General features: G+C 66.2%; 16 protein-coding genes. 9 read left to right on the top strand and 7 right to left on the bottom strand.

What is annotated here, in order from left to right:
* Window positions 1-119 precede the first annotated feature (119 nt).
* The 3 genes from QE444_RS07820 to QE444_RS07810 all read left to right on the top strand — a co-directional run bounded on the left by QE444_RS07820 (window position 120) and on the right by QE444_RS07810 (window position 4,476).
* The gene (locus QE444_RS07820) at window positions 120-1,766 is read left to right on the top strand and encodes a methyl-accepting chemotaxis protein (protein ID WP_280311067.1); all 1,647 of its coding nucleotides are present in this window, start codon (window positions 120-122) and stop codon (window positions 1,764-1,766) included.
* A gap of 84 nt (window positions 1,767-1,850) precedes the next feature.
* Entirely contained in the window at window positions 1,851-2,654 is an 804-nt protein-coding gene (locus QE444_RS07815) for an SDR family oxidoreductase (RefSeq protein WP_309737701.1), read from the top strand.
* Window positions 2,647-4,476 carry a glycoside hydrolase family 15 protein gene (locus QE444_RS07810; RefSeq protein WP_285388673.1) on the top strand — a complete coding sequence of 610 codons (1,830 nt, stop codon included), beginning with the start codon at window positions 2,647-2,649 and terminating at the stop codon, window positions 4,474-4,476. Before QE444_RS07815 ends, QE444_RS07810 begins: the two co-directional genes overlap by 8 nt.
* Window positions 4,477-4,645: 169 nt before the next feature.
* Here the strand turns inward: QE444_RS07810 and QE444_RS07805 are convergent, their stop codons facing one another.
* The 3 genes from QE444_RS07805 to QE444_RS07795 form a co-directional block, all read right to left on the bottom strand.
* Complete coding sequence (locus QE444_RS07805; protein ID WP_309737699.1) at window positions 4,646-4,987, bottom strand: DUF86 domain-containing protein; 342 nt, start codon at window positions 4,985-4,987, stop codon at window positions 4,646-4,648.
* Window positions 4,984-5,274: a nucleotidyltransferase family protein gene (locus QE444_RS07800; RefSeq protein WP_133862887.1), complete on the bottom strand. Its 291-nt coding sequence runs from the start codon at window positions 5,272-5,274 to the stop codon at window positions 4,984-4,986. Before QE444_RS07800 ends, QE444_RS07805 begins: the two co-directional genes overlap by 4 nt.
* A gap of 66 nt (window positions 5,275-5,340) precedes the next feature.
* Window positions 5,341-5,745 (bottom strand): response regulator, encoded by a 405-nt coding sequence (locus tag QE444_RS07795; RefSeq protein ID WP_309737696.1) that lies wholly within the window; start codon window positions 5,743-5,745, stop codon window positions 5,341-5,343.
* A gap of 246 nt (window positions 5,746-5,991) precedes the next feature.
* Here QE444_RS07795 and betT point away from each other — a divergent pair, with 246 nt between their 5' ends.
* Window positions 5,992-7,956, top strand: a complete 1,965-nt coding sequence (gene betT, locus QE444_RS07790) for a choline BCCT transporter BetT (protein WP_187981318.1) — start codon at window positions 5,992-5,994, stop codon at window positions 7,954-7,956.
* 129 nt (window positions 7,957-8,085) lie between these two features.
* Window positions 8,086-9,156: an AbrB family transcriptional regulator gene (locus QE444_RS07785; protein WP_282287836.1), complete on the top strand. Its 1,071-nt coding sequence runs from the start codon at window positions 8,086-8,088 to the stop codon at window positions 9,154-9,156.
* 21 nt (window positions 9,157-9,177) lie between these two features.
* On the opposite strand, the gene QE444_RS07780 is transcribed toward QE444_RS07785, so the two are convergent.
* Window positions 9,178-9,438: a hypothetical protein gene (locus QE444_RS07780; protein WP_133862885.1), complete on the bottom strand. Its 261-nt coding sequence runs from the start codon at window positions 9,436-9,438 to the stop codon at window positions 9,178-9,180.
* 205 nt (window positions 9,439-9,643) lie between these two features.
* Here QE444_RS07780 and QE444_RS07775 point away from each other — a divergent pair, with 205 nt between their 5' ends.
* On the top strand, window positions 9,644-11,182 hold the full coding sequence (locus QE444_RS07775) for a sensor domain-containing diguanylate cyclase (protein ID WP_309737693.1): 1,539 nt from the start codon (window positions 9,644-9,646) through the stop codon (window positions 11,180-11,182).
* A 28-nt stretch (window positions 11,183-11,210) separates the two neighbouring features.
* Here the strand turns inward: QE444_RS07775 and QE444_RS07770 are convergent, their stop codons facing one another.
* The gene (locus QE444_RS07770) at window positions 11,211-12,230 is read right to left on the bottom strand and encodes a GGDEF domain-containing protein (protein ID WP_285388665.1); all 1,020 of its coding nucleotides are present in this window, start codon (window positions 12,228-12,230) and stop codon (window positions 11,211-11,213) included.
* Window positions 12,231-12,570: 340 nt separating this feature from the next.
* Here QE444_RS07770 and QE444_RS07765 point away from each other — a divergent pair, with 340 nt between their 5' ends.
* Window positions 12,571-13,383, top strand: a complete 813-nt coding sequence (locus QE444_RS07765) for an HDOD domain-containing protein (RefSeq protein ID WP_218568720.1) — start codon at window positions 12,571-12,573, stop codon at window positions 13,381-13,383.
* Between the two features lie 124 nt (window positions 13,384-13,507).
* Window positions 13,508-13,780, top strand: coding sequence for a hypothetical protein (locus QE444_RS07760; RefSeq protein ID WP_133862881.1), 273 nt, complete (start codon window positions 13,508-13,510; stop codon window positions 13,778-13,780).
* 66 nt (window positions 13,781-13,846) lie between these two features.
* Here the strand turns inward: QE444_RS07760 and QE444_RS07755 are convergent, their stop codons facing one another.
* On the bottom strand, window positions 13,847-14,101 hold the full coding sequence (locus QE444_RS07755; RefSeq protein WP_133862880.1) for a hypothetical protein: 255 nt from the start codon (window positions 14,099-14,101) through the stop codon (window positions 13,847-13,849).
* Between the two features lie 152 nt (window positions 14,102-14,253).
* Between QE444_RS07755 and QE444_RS07750 the strand changes: the two genes are divergently transcribed.
* On the top strand, window positions 14,254-15,021 hold the full coding sequence (locus QE444_RS07750; protein ID WP_187978520.1) for a hypothetical protein: 768 nt from the start codon (window positions 14,254-14,256) through the stop codon (window positions 15,019-15,021).
* A 3-nt stretch (window positions 15,022-15,024) separates the two neighbouring features.
* Here QE444_RS07750 and QE444_RS07745 read toward each other — a convergent pair whose 3' ends face one another.
* Window positions 15,025-15,798 (bottom strand): NAD-dependent deacylase, encoded by a 774-nt coding sequence (locus QE444_RS07745; protein ID WP_187978519.1) that lies wholly within the window; start codon window positions 15,796-15,798, stop codon window positions 15,025-15,027.
* Between the last annotated feature and the right edge of the window lie 85 nt (window positions 15,799-15,883).

Raw genomic sequence — 15,883 nt, 5'->3', positions numbered from 1 at the left:
GCTCTGACACGGCCACTCATCCCGAGGCCATGACCGCTCGCCCCGGAAAAGAGTTATCGCGCAAACCTTTACCACAAAATGTGATCCATATCACATTCCGATAGATTCCTGAGGTTCCCATGCGCACCCCTCTTTCCATGGCCGCCCGCCTGGGCCTGGGCTTCGGCCTGATCCTGGTGCTGATGCTGCTGATCACCCTCGTCGGCGTCCAGCGGGTCGGCGTCATCGATGACACCCTGACCGCCGTCAGCCAGGGCGCCAGCGTCAAGCAGCGTTACGCCATCAACTTCCGAGGCAGCGTACACGACCGCGCCATCGCCATTCGCGATACGGTACTGATCCACGACGCCGCGCCCCTGGCCAGCCGCCTGGCCGACATCGATCGCCTCAAGGCCTTCTATCGCCAGTCCGCCGAGCCCATGGATCAGCTGTATGCCAGCCAGGGCGCCACTGCCGAGGAACAGCGCCTGCTGGCGGCCATCAAGGACATAGAAGGCACCGCCCTGCCGCTGACCGATCGCCTGCTGCAACTGCGCCAGGCCGGTGATCTGGAAGGCGCCCGGATGTTCCTGCTGGAGCGCGTTTCGCCGGCCTATGTCGAGTGGCTCAAGCGCATCAATGCGCTCATCGATCATGAGGAAGCCATCGCCAGCGGCCATCTGGCCGAGGTCCGCGGCATCGCCGGTGGCTTCCGCTGGCTGATGCTGGTGACCTGCGCCCTCGCCCTGCTGCTGAGCGTGACCGTCTCCATCCTGATCATCCGCCAGATGGGCGCGACCCTGGGCGGCGAACCCCATGTCGTGGCCGCCGCCATCCGCCGGCTGGCCGAGGGCCGCCTGGACGAGCGCCCCGCCACCCGTCATCCGGACAGCGTGATGGGCACCCTGGGCAGCGCCACCGCGCACCTGGGCGAGACCATCGTCCAGGTCCGCCATACCGCCAGTTCGGTCGCCGCCGCTGCCGCCCAGTTGCAGGACACCGCCCAGACCAACCAGCGCCACACCGATGTGCAGTCCAACCAGGCCCAGCACATGGCCGCCGCCGTCACCGAGCTGGCCGCCACCATCGGCGAGGTCGCCGGCTACGCGGCCCAGGCCGCCCAGGCCACCGGCAATGCCAGTGCCCAGGTGGACACCGGCAACCGGCTGGTCGCCAGCTCCGGCCAGGCCATCGGTCAGCTGGTGCAGGCCCTGGAGCAGGCCAGCGTCACCGTGCAGCAGGTCTCCAGCGACAGCGCCAGCATCGAGAACATCGTCGCCGTCATCAACGGCATCGCCGAGCAAACCAACCTGCTGGCGCTGAATGCCGCCATCGAGGCCGCCCGCGCCGGAGAGCAGGGCCGCGGTTTCGCCGTGGTGGCCGATGAGGTCCGCAACCTGGCGACCCGTACCCAGGAATCGACCCGCGAGATCCGCGGCATGATCGCCACCCTGCAAGAAGGAGCCGGACGCGCCGCGGCGCAGATGGAAGAGAGTCGCGGCCAGGCCCACGAGACCGCCGAGCTGACCCAGCGCGCCGTCGCGGCCCTGGCAGCCATCCAGGCGGACGTCGGCTCGGTGAACGCCATGAATGCGCAGATCGCCACCGCCGCGGCGCAACAGACCGCCGTGGCCGAAGAGGTCAACGAAAACATCAATCGCATCCATGCGGCCACCCTGGAAACCGCCAGTGGGTCGCAGCAGATCGCCGGGGCCAGTCGTCAGCTGGCGGAGCTGGCCGAAGACCTGGAACGCCGCATGAGTCTGTTCCGCACCACCCGTGCCTGAACATCCGGCAACGCTCGCGGGCTGAACCTAGACGCGAGCGCAACGGTCAGCAGTCAGACACCTTTTCTGCGCAGGAGTCTGGACATGCAGCTTTCCCTCAACGGCCAGGTCGCCCTGGTCACCGGCGGCAGCTCCGGGATCGGCGCCGCCGTTGCCGAAGCCCTGGGCAAGGCCGGTGCCGCCGTCGCCATCAACTACCACTCCCACGCCGAACCTGCCGAAGAACTGGCCAGGCGCATCCAGGACGCTGGAGGCCGCGCCATCGCCGTGGGCGGTGACGTCGGCGACGAGGACGCGGTCAAGGCCCTGTTCGAGCGCACCCTGGAAGCCTTCGGCCGCCTGGACATCCTGGTCGCCAACTCCGGTCTGCAAAAGGACGCGGCGGTGGCCGACATGTCCCTCAAGGACTGGAACACGGTGATCAACACCAACCTCACCGGCCAGTTTCTCTGCGCCCAGGCGGCGATCCGCCAGTTCCGCAAGCAGGGCCGCGACGAGAAGATTTCCCGCGCCCTCGGCAAGATCATCCACATGAGCTCGGTGCACGAGGTCATTCCCTGGGCTGGACACGTCAACTACGCCGCCTCCAAGGGCGGGGTCAATCTGCTGATGCGCAGCCTGGCCCAGGAAGTCGCCGCCGAGGGCATCCGCGTCAACAGCATCGCCCCGGGCGCCATCGCCACCGCCATCAATGAAGAGGTGACCGGCGACGAGGCCAAGGCCCGCGAACTGCTCAGGCTGATCCCCTACAAGCGCGTCGGCCATGTCGACGACGTGGGCAACGCGGCGGTCTTTCTCGCCAGCGACCTGGCCGACTACATCGTCGGCACCACCCTGTTCGTCGACGGCGGCATGTGCCTCTATCCGGGATTCGAAGACAATGGCTGATTCCACCTCCGTACAGGGTCGTCGCAGTATCGGCGCCCATGGTGTCATCGGCGACCTGCGTACCTGCGCCCTGGTCGCCACCGACGGCACCATCGACCACTTCTGCTGGCCGAATCTGGACAGCCCCTCGGTGTTCGCCGCCCTGCTCGACTCGGAAAAGGCCGGCTATTTCAGCCTGGCGCCGGTCTGGGAAGACGCCCGCGAGCAACAGCTCTACCTGCCGGATACCAACATCCTGCAGACCCGCTGGCTGTCGGCGGAAGGGGTCGCCGAGATCACCGACCTGATGCCGGTGTGCAGCAGCGAAGATACCAAGCCGCGTATCGTCCGCCGCGTACAGGTGGTGGCCGGCCGCTGCCGCTTCCGCCTGGTCTGCGCGCCGGCCCACGACTATGCCCGCGCCGAGACCCGCGCCCGCCTGGTGGACGGCGGCGCCCTGTTCGAGGCCGCTGGCCAGCCGACCCTGCGCCTGGCGTCAAGCGTCACCCTGCGGGTCGACGGCAATGCCGCATCGGCCGAGTTCGAACTGGAACAGGGTGAGCAACTGGATTTCGTCTTTGGCTGCAAGGAAGACGACAAGGTCGTCGCCGGCCAGAGCGATCTCTGCTTCGAGGACACCCTCTCCTACTGGACTTCCTGGGCCGCCAAGAGCCATTACCAGGGGCGCTGGCGCGAGATGGTCACCCGCTCGGCCCTGGCGCTGAAGCTGCTGACCTCCTGCAAGCACGGCTCCATCGCCGCGGCCGCCACCTTCAGCCTGCCCGAGGCACTGGGTGGCGAGCGCAACTGGGACTATCGCGCCTCCTGGATCCGCGACGCCTCCTTTACCGTCTACGCCTTCATGCGCCTGGGCTACACCCAGGAAGCCAAGGATTTCACCCACTGGGTGGGCCAGTGCGTGGAAAACAGCCACAACGCCCCGGAAAAGCTGCAGATCATGTATCGCCTGGACGGCGGGCTGGACCTGCCCGAGGAAACCCTCGACCACCTGGCGGGCTATGCAAACTCGAGTCCGGTGCGCATCGGCAACGAGGCCTACAAGCAGGTCCAGCTGGACATCTACGGCGAGCTGATGGACGCCATCTACCTGTCCAACAAGTATGGCGAAGCCATCTCCCACCATGGCTGGAAGGACGTGGTGCGGATGATCGATCACGTCTGCGAACACTGGAACCAGCCCGATGCCGGTATCTGGGAGATGCGCGGCGATCCCGAGCACTTCCTGCATTCACGGCTGATGTGCTGGGTAGCCATCGACCGCGCCATGCGGCTGTCGGTCAAGCGCTCGCTGCCGATGCCCTATGAACGCTGGTACGCCGCGCGCGCCGCCATCCAGGAAGACATCTGGGACAACTTCTGGAACGCCGAACTGGGTCATTTCACCTCGACCCGCCACGGCAAGAGTCTGGACGCCGCCCTGCTGCTGATGCCCCTGGTACGCTTCGTCAGCGCCACCGACCCCATGTGGCTGTCCACCCTCGACGCCATCAAGACCAGCCTGGCCTACGACGGCATGATCCGCCGCTACAACCCGGTCGACACCCCGGCGGACAACCTCAAGGGTGAAGAAGGCGCCTTTGTCGCCTGCTCCTTCTGGTACGTCGAATGCCTGGCCCGCGCCGGTCGTGTCGACGAAGCCCACCTGGAGTTCGAAAAGCTGTTGGGCTACGCCAATCCGCTGGGCCTGTACGCCGAGGAACTGGACAAGCGCGGCTATCCCCTCGGCAACCTGCCCCAGGCCTTGTCGCACCTGGCCCTGATCAGCACCGCCTTCTTCCTCGATCGCAAGCTGAGCGGCAAGGATCCGCAATGGCAGCCGTAGGGCGAGCCGATGCAGCCATGGCTGTCCTCGATGCGGCCGCCCCTGCGGGTGCCCGCCCGATAGCGGATCGCGATCTTGCTCGCTGGAGCTGATAAAGCAGGAAACCCGCTCGGACAGCCCCCTCTCCCCCTGGGAGAGGGTTGGGGTGAGGGCACAGCGAGCTACCAGGCTACTTTCCCGGTAACAAACGCAGTTGCTCCAGAAGCTCCGGTAGAGCGGTAACGACGGTTTCCCAGACGACATCGAGATCGATGTCGAAATAGCCATGGGCGATACGGTTGCGCATACCCCTCATGCTGCGCCATGGAAGGTGCGGATGCATTTGGGTGAAAGCCTCGTCCGCGATCATGATCTTGGTCGCCGCTTCGCCAATGATGATCAGGCTCATGACCACCGCTTGCTGTGTCCGGCGGTCCTCGAGGAAGTCTTCCCGAGTGAGGCCCTCGATAAAGCCTACGGCTTCGCCGGCCGCCTGTTGCATATGAACCAGATAGTCCGCTGTGCGATTCATATCGGTCGTGCTGCCAGCAGGACCTGAGTGCGAAAAGATCCGGGCAGATCGGCAGGGGTCACCAGATCCACAGGAACGCCCAGCAACTCCTCCAGCTCATCCTGCAGGCCTCCCAGATCAAACAATGTCGCCCCCGGCAATGCGTCTACCAGCAGATCGAGATCGCTGCCGTCCTGATCGGTACCGTCCAGGACAGAGCCAAATACCCGCGGATTGGCCACGCGAAAACGCGCTGCAGCGTCTCGTATTACTGCGCGTTTGAGGTCTAGGGCTAAGGAAGGTCGCATGGCATGACTCAAGCTGGATCAGCCCTCGAATAGTCGGCCATAGGTCCCGACTTTTCAACCGCCCCCTCACGCCACCCGACTCGGCCCCAGCACCTCGTTGACGCAATTGGCCATGTCGTCGATATGCCAGGGCTTGGGCATGAAGCGGGTGCGGCCGGCGCCGCGGGGAACGGTCAGGCGATCGCCGGAGGTGAGGATCACCGGGATGTGCGGCCAGCGCTGAGCGACCAGTTGGGCCAGGGCCTCACCATCCAGGCGTCCCGGCATGCGCACGTCGGTGAAGAGCACGTCGATGCGGGCACCGTTCTGTTCCAGATAGCTCAGCGCCGCATCGGCGGTCGACATGGCCACCACCTGGAGGTCCACCAGCGACTCCAGGGCCTCGGTGGCCAATTCCCGCAGCAAGGGTTCGTCCTCTACCAGAAGCAGTAGTGGACGATAGGAGCCGAAGGGAGAAGATGCCTGAGTCATACCCAACAGACTTTGCCAAGAGGTCACGGTTCTGACCATTCGGCCCTGGCTCGACCAAAGTCGACCACCGGCATAAGCAAGCCCTCTAAGCGGCAACTTTCAACGCCTCGCTGACTCGAAGCGTTCACCTCGGGGACCTCCTGTGGTATTCTTTTTTAATCGAACGATCAATTAAAAAAGCATTCTCCCTTTGGCAGTCTGCAAGGAGTCCTCATGAGTGCAACGCCCTCATCCGGCACCGTAAAGCTGAATCCTCCCGCCTTCTATTGTGCGGCCGCAGTGATCCTGCTGTTTTCCCTGGTGGTCATCGGCCGTCCCGAGCAGGCCGGCGCCTGGCTGCTGCAGGCCCAGACCTGGGCCGCCAATACGGTCGGCTGGTACTACCTGCTGGCCATGTCGCTCTATCTGGTGTTCGTGGTGGTCACCGCGCTGTCCGGCTACGGCAAGATCAAGCTCGGTGCCGACCACGACCAACCCGAGTTCAGCTATCTGTCCTGGGCCGGCATGCTGTTCGCCGCGGGCATCAGCATCACCCTGTTCTTCTTTTGCGTATCCGAACCCCTGACCCACTTCGCCCAGCCCCCGGCCGGTGAAGGCGGCAATCCGGCAGCCGCGCGCCAGGCCATGCAGATTCTCTTCCTGCACTGGGGCCTGCACGGCTGGGGCGTGTTCGCCCTGGTGGCCATGGCCCTGGCCTACTTCGCCTATCGCCACAACCTGCCGCTGGCACTGCGTTCGGCGCTCTATCCGCTGATCGGCAAGCGCATCAACGGGCCCATCGGCCACGCCGTGGACGCCTTCGGCATCATCGCCACCATCTTCGGCCTCGGCGCCGACCTGGGCTTCGGGGTGCTGCACCTCAATGCCGGCCTCGACTACCTGTTCGGCATCAGCCACAGCCACTGGGTGCAACTGATCCTCATCGTACTGATGATGGGCGCGGCCATCGCCGTGGCCGTGTCCGGCGTCGACAAGGGCGTGCGCATCATGTCCGACATCAACATGGTGCTGGCCGTCGCCCTGCTGCTGTTCGTGCTGTTCGCCGGTCCGACCCAGCACCTGCTCAACACCCTGATCCAGAACATCGGCGACTATCTCTCGGCCTTGCCGGGCAAGAGCTTCGATCTCTATGCCTATGACGAGCCGTCCGACTGGCTGGGTGGCTGGACGGTGTTCTACTGGGCCTGGTGGATCGCCTGGGCGCCCTTCGTCGGGCTGTTCATCGCGCGCATCTCGCGCGGTCGCACCATCCGCGAATTCGTCTTCGGCGTGCTGTTCATCCCGCTGGGCTTCACCCTGGCCTGGCTGTCGATCTTCGGCAACAGCGCCCTGGAGCTGGTCCTCGGCCAGGGCATGACCGGCCTGGCGCAGACCGCTCTCACCGATCCGGCCATGGTCTTCTATCAGGTGCTGGAAACCTATCCGGCCAGCCGCGTGGTGATCAGCGTCGCCGTGCTGGTGAGCTTCGTCTTCTTCGTCACCTCGGCCGATTCCGGCACCGTGGTGCTCTCGACCCTGTCGTCCACCGGCGGCGAGGCCGATGAAGACGGTCCCAAGTGGTTGCGGGTGTTCTGGGGCGCGGCCGTGGCCCTGGTCACGGGCGGCCTGCTGTTCGCCGGCAGCATGGATGCGCTGAAATCAGCGGTGGTGCTGACCTCGCTCCCCTTCTCGGTGGTGGTGCTGCTGATGATGTGGGGCCTGCACAAGGCGCTGCACCTGGAATCCCAGCGCCAGCGGGCGCGGCTGCACTCGCTGGCGCCGGTGGCGACCAATGGCAAGGCCCGCCATGGCGGCTGGCGCCAGCGGCTGTCCCAGGCGGTGTACTTCCCTTCGCGGGACGAGGTCTATCGCTTCATGGACAGTACCGTGCGGCCAGCCATGGAAGAGATGGTCGAGGTCTCGCGGGAGAAAGGGTTGGTGGTGGAGACCCAATTCGACGCCACCAACGCCAACCTGCAACTCATCATCGGCCATGGCGAAGAGCACCCCTTCATCTACCAGGTGATCATGCAGGGCTACTTCACGCCCTCCTTTGCCCGCGCCGGCATCGGCGGCCTGCACCTGAAGAATCGGCGCTACTACCGCGCCGAGGTGCACCTCACCGAAGGCAGCCAGGACTATGACCTGGTGGGCTACAACCGCGAGCAGATCCTCAACGACATGCTCGACCAGTACGAACGCCATCTGCAGTTCCTGCACCTGGTGCGCTAGCCAACGGTTTTTTCAGTGACTGAAAGGCCATTGAAAGCGACAAAGGTCGTATAATCGTCTCCAGGGTCGACCCCGTGTCGGCCCCGGGGTCGGTACGCTGCGCCGGTCCCCCGCCGTCCGGAGACCGCCTTGCCCACCCCGCCTGCCCCCTCGCCCTATCCTCCACTGCTGCAATGGCTGGCCCTGATCCTCTGCTCCGCCCTGGTCGGCGGCGGACTCAGCTGGCTGCAAGTACCCGCGGCGCTCTTTCTCGGCCCCATGCTGGTGGCCATCGGCTTTGGCGTCTGCGGTGCCTCCATCCGCCTGCCACGACGGCTGTTCCAGACCGGCCAGGGCGTGGTGGGCTGCCTGATCGCCCATGCCATGACCGCCGCGGTGCTGCTCACGGTCGCCGAACACTGGCCGGTGATGCTGCTGGCCACCGCCCTGACCGTACTGCTCAGCCTGCTCACCGGCGCCCTGCTGGTGCGCTTCGGTGGTCTGCCCGGCAGTACCGCTGCCTGGGGCACCACGCCTGGCGCCGCGGCCGCCATGGTGGCCATGGCCGAGGAATACGGTGCCGACCCCCGCATCGTCGCCACCATGCAATATGTCCGGGTGGTCTGCGTGGTGCTGATCAGTGCCCTGGTCGGCCGGTTGCTGGGCGCCGAAGGCAGCGGCACCGGGCATCAGGCGACGGTGGTCAGCCTGGACGGCCACTTCGCCTTCAACCTGGCCCTGACCCTGGCGGTGGCCCTCGCCGGCAGCTGGCTGGGCGGCCGGCTGTTTCCTGCCGGTGCCCTGCTGCTGCCGATCGCCCTGGGCACCCTGCTGCAACTCAACGGCTGGCTGGACATCACCCTGCCCCATCTGCTGCTCGCGGCGGCCTATGGCGCCATGGGCTGCTATGTCGGCCTGAGATTCGACCGGGCCACGGTCGCCTATGTCTGGCGCGCCCTGCCCAAGATGATCTTCGCCTCACTGCTGCTGATCGCGCTCTGTGCCTTCTCGGCCCTGCTGATGGCGAAGCTGATGCACGTGGACTTTCTTACCGCCTACCTGGCGACCAGTCCGGGCGGACTGGATTCCATGGCCATCATCGCGGTGGATGCCCATGCCGATGTCGGCCTGGTGCTGGCCATGCAGGCGTTGCGCCTGATCGGGGTGGTGCTGACCGGGCCGTTGCTGGCCCGGCAACTGGTCAAGCTGGCCCCCAGCTAGCACGAGCTGAGGGCGCGGCCATCAGGCCGAGCGGCGACGCTCGACCTGGGCGGTGATGTTGTAGCCCTCGGCGGCATGGCCGCGCACTACTACCCGGGCGTCCGGATAGAACCCCTTGAGGCGCTGTTCGAAGAGAAAGTAGATTTCCGCGCCGACCCGGATCTCCGCGGGATCGGTCAGGGTCAGGGAAAAGTTGCGCACGGGATCGGCGGCATGCTGCGGCTCGTTCTCCTCGATGCGCTGCATGGCGTCTTCGACGATCTGTTCGGCGATCTGCGACATCTTTGACCTCCCGGTCGGGCAGTTGGCTGGGCGCCATCCCAAGGACAGCTATATCGCTAGTGACCACGGCTGTGGCGCGAGGATTCGTACGCTCTGCAAGATTCCGACGAAACTGTAGACTTGTCTGACTTTTATCCCCGTGTAGTGGCCTGAATCGCCCGGCGCGCGGTCTCCTGCACACCGAGGACGAGGAAGCTTTCCCGCCATGGTCGACGCCGACGATACTCCCCTCCCGCCGCGCAACCCGGCCACCCAGCGCCGGGCGCTGTGGCTGCTGGTCTGTGCCGTCGCGGTGATCCTGGCGCTGGAGTCCTGGCAGGTATGGCGCAATTACCAGAACGCCTTCGCCAGCGCGCGCAGCGACGTCGGCAACATCGCCCTGGCGGCGGCGCAGCATGCCGACGACGCCATCAAGGAAGCGGATTCGCTGCTGGTCAGCATCCGCGACCGCCTGGAGGATCAACCCCTCGATCACCTGGACCGCCCCCGGGTGCATCGCCTGCTGGCGCGCCAGGCCGCCCTCCTGCCGCAACTGCACGGGCTGTTCATCTACGGTCGCGATGGCGAATGGCGGGTGACCGACAAGAGCAGCGAGCCGCCCCGGGCCAACAATGCCGATCGCGAGTATTTCCAGTTTCACCGCCAGCACGCCGCCGACGTACTGCACGTCGGCACGGTGATCGAGAGTCGCAGCACCCACGAGTTGATCATCCCGGTATCACGCCGGCTGGAAGACCGCGACGGTCGCTTCGCCGGTGTCCTGCTGGCCACCATCCGCCTACAGTACTTCGTCGACTACTACGAGCGCTTCAAACTGGACGCCCGCGGCGCCATCACCCTGGCGCAGGACGATGGCACCCTGATGGTCCGCCGGCCCTATGTGCCCGAGCACGTCGGCACCCCGCTGGCCAGCAGCACGCTGTTTCGCCAGTACGTGACCCAGGCCCCCAGCGGTACCGCCCTAGTGCGCGCCATGCTCGACGGCCGTGAACGCCTCTATGCCTTCCAGCATCTGGAAGGCTATCCGCTGGTGGCGCTGGCCGGTATCTCCCGGAGCGACATCCTCGCCAGCTGGCGCCAGGACATGCTGAGATCGGTGACGGTGGTGGGCCTCATCATCGTCGGCATGCTGGTTTTCGGCTTCAGCCTGCTGCGCGAGATCCGCGCCGGCGAACGCAACGCCGTGGCCCTGCGCCAGGCCCATGACGAGTTGCACCTGCTGACGCTAAAGGACAGCCTGACCGGGCTGGGCAATCGTCGGCAGTTCGACAACCTGCTGCCAGTGGAGCTGGCCCGGGCGCAACGCAACGCCCAGTCGCTCAGCCTGCTGATGATCGACATCGATCACTTCAAGGCCTACAACGACCACTACGGCCATCCCGCGGGCGATCGCTGTCTGCAGGCAGTGGCCGGCGTGGTGGCCTCGGCGGCGCGCCGCCCGGGCGACCTGGCGGCGCGCTACGGCGGTGAGGAGATGGTCCTGCTGCTGCCCAACTGCGACGAAAGCGGCGCCCAGCGGGTGGCCGCCACGGTCCAGGAACGCCTGCAGGTACTGGAGGTGGCCCATGCCACCAGTCCCTTCGGTCGCATCACCGTCAGTCTCGGCATCGCCGTCCAGCCGCCCGGCCAGACCCCGCCGCCCCAGCCCGCCGACCTGCTGGCCAGCGCCGATGCCGCGCTCTACCGCGCCAAGCACCTGGGCCGCAATCGCACCCATCCGCCGCTGGCAGATCAGGGGCTCTAGGCGTGGCCCGGGCGCCGTGCGGACGGGCCTAGCCGCAGATCATGCCGCCGCGGTAGTGCACCCGGTCCTTGCCGGCGCGCTTGGCCTGATAGAGCTCGCCATCGGCCTGCTTGAGCAGCTCCGAGGGCTGATAGCCCGGGGCGAGGCGCGCCACCCCGGCGCTGAAGGAAAAACAGCTGCCGGTACAGGTGCTGCTGCGGATATCGTCCAGCAGCGCCTGCAGTCGCTGCGCCAGCTGGCGCTCATCCTCGGCCTGCAACAGCACGCCGAATTCCTCGCCGCCCAGGCGTCCGAAGCGTCCACCCGGGAAGTGCCTGCCCAGGGTAACGGCCATCTCCCTGAGCACCTGGTCCCCCACGTCGTGGCCGAATCTGTCGTTGATCCGCTTGAAGTCGTCGATGTCGAGCATGACGAAATACCAGGACGGCGATCCCTCTCGGCAGACCTGCTCCATGTCCAGCATCAGTGCGCGGCGGTTGCTGATCCCGGTGAGGGCATCGGTTTCCGCCTGCAGCCGATAGCTTTCCTTGAGTTCCAGGGTGCTGGCGACGATGCGGACGAAGGTGGCATTGAGCAACAGCCCCAATGCCAGGCTGGCCCCCAGCATGACCACGAACAGCGGCAGGGCCGCCGCGGTGATGGTGTCCAGTTCGCCATAGAACAGCAGCAACCAGACCGCCGCGGCGGCGATGCCGTAGTCGAGCACATGGGAAAACAGAATGGTCGAGCCGAGGATGATGACGATGGCCATGGGAATCATCCAGGCATGGCCAGCCTCGCCCATGCCGAGGATCTGGAAGCGAAAGGCCAGGGCCTCGAACAGCACGAATACCAGGGCGAACAGGCGCCAGACGGCAAAACGCCGGGCAGTGGTCATGGCCAGGCAGGAGCCGATCATGCCGGCAAAGGCCAGCCAGCCCCAGGCCGGCACCCCGGCGGTCAGGAAGGGGTTGATCAGCGTGCTGATCAACCAGCCCAGGATGCCGGTGCTCTGCGCCAGCACATTGGGCAACTGCAGCATCTGGCGAATGTGAGTCTGATAAGTCATTGCACAACTCGAACGCCAAATTTAGTGGCCAACTGATATCACTGGATGCTATCCCATTCGTGGCCCGTCGTCGGCGGAAAGCGGACTCAAGCAAGACAATAGACGTCTGGTTATCGCTTCGCCCATCACTGGAACGCATAGGACCACGGCCACGCACGGATCGAGCCAACGGACGGCGGCGAAATGACGCCACCGGTCAGCTCATCCTGCAACCCGCAGCGCCCGGCCCGCTAAGCTCATCGCTGCGGATTCTCGGCTAGGCTTGGCAGCGCCCAGGCCGTCGTTCATGCTTTCAGCGACTTATCAGTTCCCACCTTCGGTATAGAACAAACCAGGCGCCATCATGGAAATCGATGCTCTGTTCGATCACCTGCATACCCTTCCCAGCATTCCCAAGGTGGCTCAGGAGCTGATCCAGCAGTTCGACGATCCCAACAGCAGCATCGAAGACGTCGCTCGCAACCTGGCGCTGGATCCGGTGCTCTCGGCCAAGGTCCTGCGCCTGGCCAACTCGGTGCGTTTTCGTGGCGTGCGACCGTCCACCAGCATCGAAGGCGCCGCCATCCGCCTGGGCTTCGACGCCCTGCGCACCCTGGTGCTGGCCTCGGCAGTGACCGCGGCCTTCCGCCACAACCCCAGCTTCGATCCGCGGGACTTCTGGCAGCACAGCTTCGATGTGGCCAGCATCTGCCGCGTCCTCGCCCGCCAGGCCGGTGCCGATCCCGAGACCGCCTTCACCTGCGGCATGCTGCACAGCATCGGCGAGTTGCTGATCAGGACCGCGGCGCCCGACATCGCCGTGCGCATCGACGCCGAGCAGCGCGCCCCGGTGCCGGCCGACCAGGCCATCGGCTTCGGCTATCCGGAGGTGGGCGCCGAGCTGGCCCGCCGCTGGCAGCTGCCGGTGGTGATCCAGCATGCCATCGCCTACCAGCTGCATCCCCAGGATGCGCCCGAGGATTCCGCTCCGGCGCGCATGGTTGCCCAGGCGCGCCTGATTTCCTTTGTCCTGCGGCGGCACGGCGGCATCAACGACCAGGCCAAGGCGGCGCTGGCCAATCCGCTGCTGGAAGGCGTGGATCTGGAGCTTCTGCTGGGCGAACTGCCCGAGGTGATAGAGGCGGACAAGGCCTTCGGTACCCTGATCAACTGACCGGCCGTCCCCTGCACGGGCAGCGCCACCGCCTGCATCACAAATCTGCCAGCCGGTCATGGCAAAAGTCGAACGGGTAGCCCAAGAATCGGTCGAAGCGTTATAGCTGACAGGAGTGATTGCGATGGCCGAGCCGCTGAAGTTCACGGATGCGAACACCATTATCAAGGGCGCTTTTCAACCGATGCTGTGCGCCATGACCGCCCAGGATCAGGCGACCTTCAACGTCGAGGTCTATGCGCCCAACGGTACGGCGCTCCTGCAACGCCGCATCGCGCGGGTCGATCTGCTGGACAACTCCCTGCTGGAAGCCTTCATCTGCGACAGTCGCGCCCGTATCGAGCGGGCCACCCATGAGCGACTCGACTGGCAGGTCCGCTACACCCGCGCCTGCTGAGGCTTTTCCGCCGTCACAGGCTGTGATCGAAAAAAGGCGCCCCGAAAGGCGCCTTTTGTTTGACCATCAATCGTTGAGCACGCGCTTCTGCTGGCTGCCCTGGCCCTTGGTGGCAGGCGTCTTGTCGGCCTTCTTCTGGGTGGACGGCGTGGCGCTGGAGGTATCGTCCGCGCTGTCTCTGTTGCTGGTGTTGGAGCTGCCCGGGGCGCCGATGCCGTTGCCGGTCACCCCGGCGTCGTTGTTGCTGCTGGCGGCCAGGCTGGGACCGGCCACCAGGGCCAGGGCAGCGCTCAGGGCAAGGATCAGCGGGGTCTTGCGCATCTTGGTGTCCTCCGGCCGCGAAAGGAAGGGTGTCGCGGGCTGCACCCTGGTTGATTAGGCCAAAGCCCGGGCCAAGCGTTCCCGCCTTCCTATAGACTAACGGCCATCCCGCCGCACCCCGACAGGTGCGGCCGTCGCATTCAGGAGTTGCCGTGAAGCACCGTTACCTCATCGTCGATCGCACCGCGCTCGATACCCCCGCGCTGTTCGACTATCTGGCCGAGGCGCCGCAGCACCGCGTCATCGTTTCCGGCAGCACGGCCGAGCAACTGTTCGCGGCGGAGCTCTGGCCGCGCCTGCGCGAACGCCTGGCGCCCCACGCCGAGCGCTTCTTCTTCGCCGACTCCAGCGGTCCGTTGCTGCAGGCCGAGCTGGAAGGTCGCAAGCCCGGCCTGCTGGACCGCGAACTGACCCTGGCCTTCAAGCAGGCGGTGACCGCCGACGCCGAGGACGATCGCGTCCTGGTCCGCATTCGCCGCGAATTGCTCGATACCGACGACGATTACCAGACCAACCGCCGCATCTTCCTCAACAGCCTGCTCGGCCAGATGCGCCGCGCCCTGCCGGCGGGCGCGGTGACCGCCGGCAACTGGCAGGACGCCGTCCGCCAGGCCATCGCCGCGGCCCAGCAGGGCCTGGCCAAGGGTTTCGCGCCGGGACTGGCCGATGCGCCCTTCAAGGTCTTTCTCAAGGCCTATCCGCTGGCGGCGCGCTATGTCGCCCAGCTCGCCGTGCTGCTGATCACCGCCGGGCGCCAGGACAACGACGTCCTGATCGACCGCTTCGTCGCCCAGGATCCGGCGCTGGTCGCCACCCTGTTCGACGGCCTGCTGACCGAAGACGACGAGCAGCGTCAGGCTTACACCGCCCTCAAGCGCACCCTGGATGCCCTGGGGACCGGTGGCCAGGCGCTGCACTAAAGGCTAGAGGCGCTCCAGCAGCGCCGGCAGAATCATCCCGGCTGCGCCCAGCAGCTGCCAGTCACCCTTGAAATCCGCCGCCGGCTGCGGATCGATGCGCACCACCGTGGCGCCCTGCTGGCGCGCCACCCCGGGCAGACTGGCCGCCGGCTGCACCAGCCCCGAGGTACCGACCACCAGGCAGAGGTCACAGCGCTCGGCCAGGGCCCAGGCGCTGGCCAGGGCCTCTGCCGGTAAAGCCTCGCCGAACCAGACCACCCCAGGCCGGGCCAGACCGCCACAGGCGGGACAGAGCGGCGGCGCCACGAGTTGCTCCGCCGATTCCGGCAACGCCGGCGCTGCCAAGGGCCGCGCACACGCGAAGCAGCGCGGCGCATGCAGGCTGCCGTGCAGATGAATCACCTCGCGACTGCCCGCGCGCTCGTGCAGGTCGTCGACATTCTGGGTGACCAGGCGCAACCGCCCGTGCTGCCGGCCCCAGTCCGCCAGGGCACGATGCGCGGGATTGGGCTGGGCCGCCAGCACCTGGGCACGTCGCCACTCGTACCAGCTCCAGACCCGCACCGGATCCTCGACGAAGGCTTCGGCCGTGGCCAGTTGCGCCGGATCGAAGCGCGCCCAGAGCCCGGTCAGGGCCTCGCGAAAGGTGGCGATGCCGCTTTCCGCCGACACGCCGGCACCGGTCAGGACCAGCACCTCGTCGGCCTGGCGCAGGTGTTCGAGCAGCACCGGCGGCAACGCGGCGAGACCGTCGCGACAGTCGATGGGATTGGGCATGGATGCGTTGACTCCTGACATCTGCGGCAAAACAACAGGGTCTTGCGGACCGCGAAAAAGACCGAAAGTGTGACGCTACTCGACG

Origin of the sequence: Pseudomonas sp. SORGH_AS_0199, assembly GCF_031453735.1 — a bacterium.
Lineage (GTDB): Bacteria > Pseudomonadota > Gammaproteobacteria > Pseudomonadales > Pseudomonadaceae > Chryseomonas > Chryseomonas aestiva.
The sequence above is the reverse complement of the archived record's forward strand: the minus strand, read 5'-3'. Positions and strand labels throughout refer to the sequence as shown.

Bases quoted from the DNA above. Each gene is read 5' to 3' on its own strand.
- QE444_RS07810 (WP_285388673.1), top strand. From the start codon at position 2,647: ATGGCTGATTCCACCTCCGTACAGGGTCGTCGCAGTATCGGCGCCCAT.
- QE444_RS07745 (WP_187978519.1), bottom strand. From the start codon at position 15,798: ATGCCCAATCCCATCGACTGTCGCGACGGTCTCGCCGCGTTGCCGCCG.
- QE444_RS07780 (WP_133862885.1), bottom strand. From the start codon at position 9,438: ATGTCGCAGATCGCCGAACAGATCGTCGAAGACGCCATGCAGCGCATC.
- QE444_RS07770 (WP_285388665.1), bottom strand. From the start codon at position 12,230: ATGACTTATCAGACTCACATTCGCCAGATGCTGCAGTTGCCCAATGTG.
- QE444_RS07800 (WP_133862887.1), bottom strand. From the start codon at position 5,274: ATGCGACCTTCCTTAGCCCTAGACCTCAAACGCGCAGTAATACGAGAC.
- QE444_RS07820 (WP_280311067.1), top strand. From the start codon at position 120: ATGCGCACCCCTCTTTCCATGGCCGCCCGCCTGGGCCTGGGCTTCGGC.
- QE444_RS07805 (WP_309737699.1), bottom strand. From the start codon at position 4,987: ATGAATCGCACAGCGGACTATCTGGTTCATATGCAACAGGCGGCCGGC.
- QE444_RS07755 (WP_133862880.1), bottom strand. From the start codon at position 14,101: ATGCGCAAGACCCCGCTGATCCTTGCCCTGAGCGCTGCCCTGGCCCTG.
- QE444_RS07775 (WP_309737693.1), top strand. From the start codon at position 9,644: ATGGTCGACGCCGACGATACTCCCCTCCCGCCGCGCAACCCGGCCACC.
- QE444_RS07760 (WP_133862881.1), top strand. From the start codon at position 13,508: ATGGCCGAGCCGCTGAAGTTCACGGATGCGAACACCATTATCAAGGGC.
- QE444_RS07815 (WP_309737701.1), top strand. From the start codon at position 1,851: ATGCAGCTTTCCCTCAACGGCCAGGTCGCCCTGGTCACCGGCGGCAGC.
- QE444_RS07795 (WP_309737696.1), bottom strand. From the start codon at position 5,745: ATGACTCAGGCATCTTCTCCCTTCGGCTCCTATCGTCCACTACTGCTT.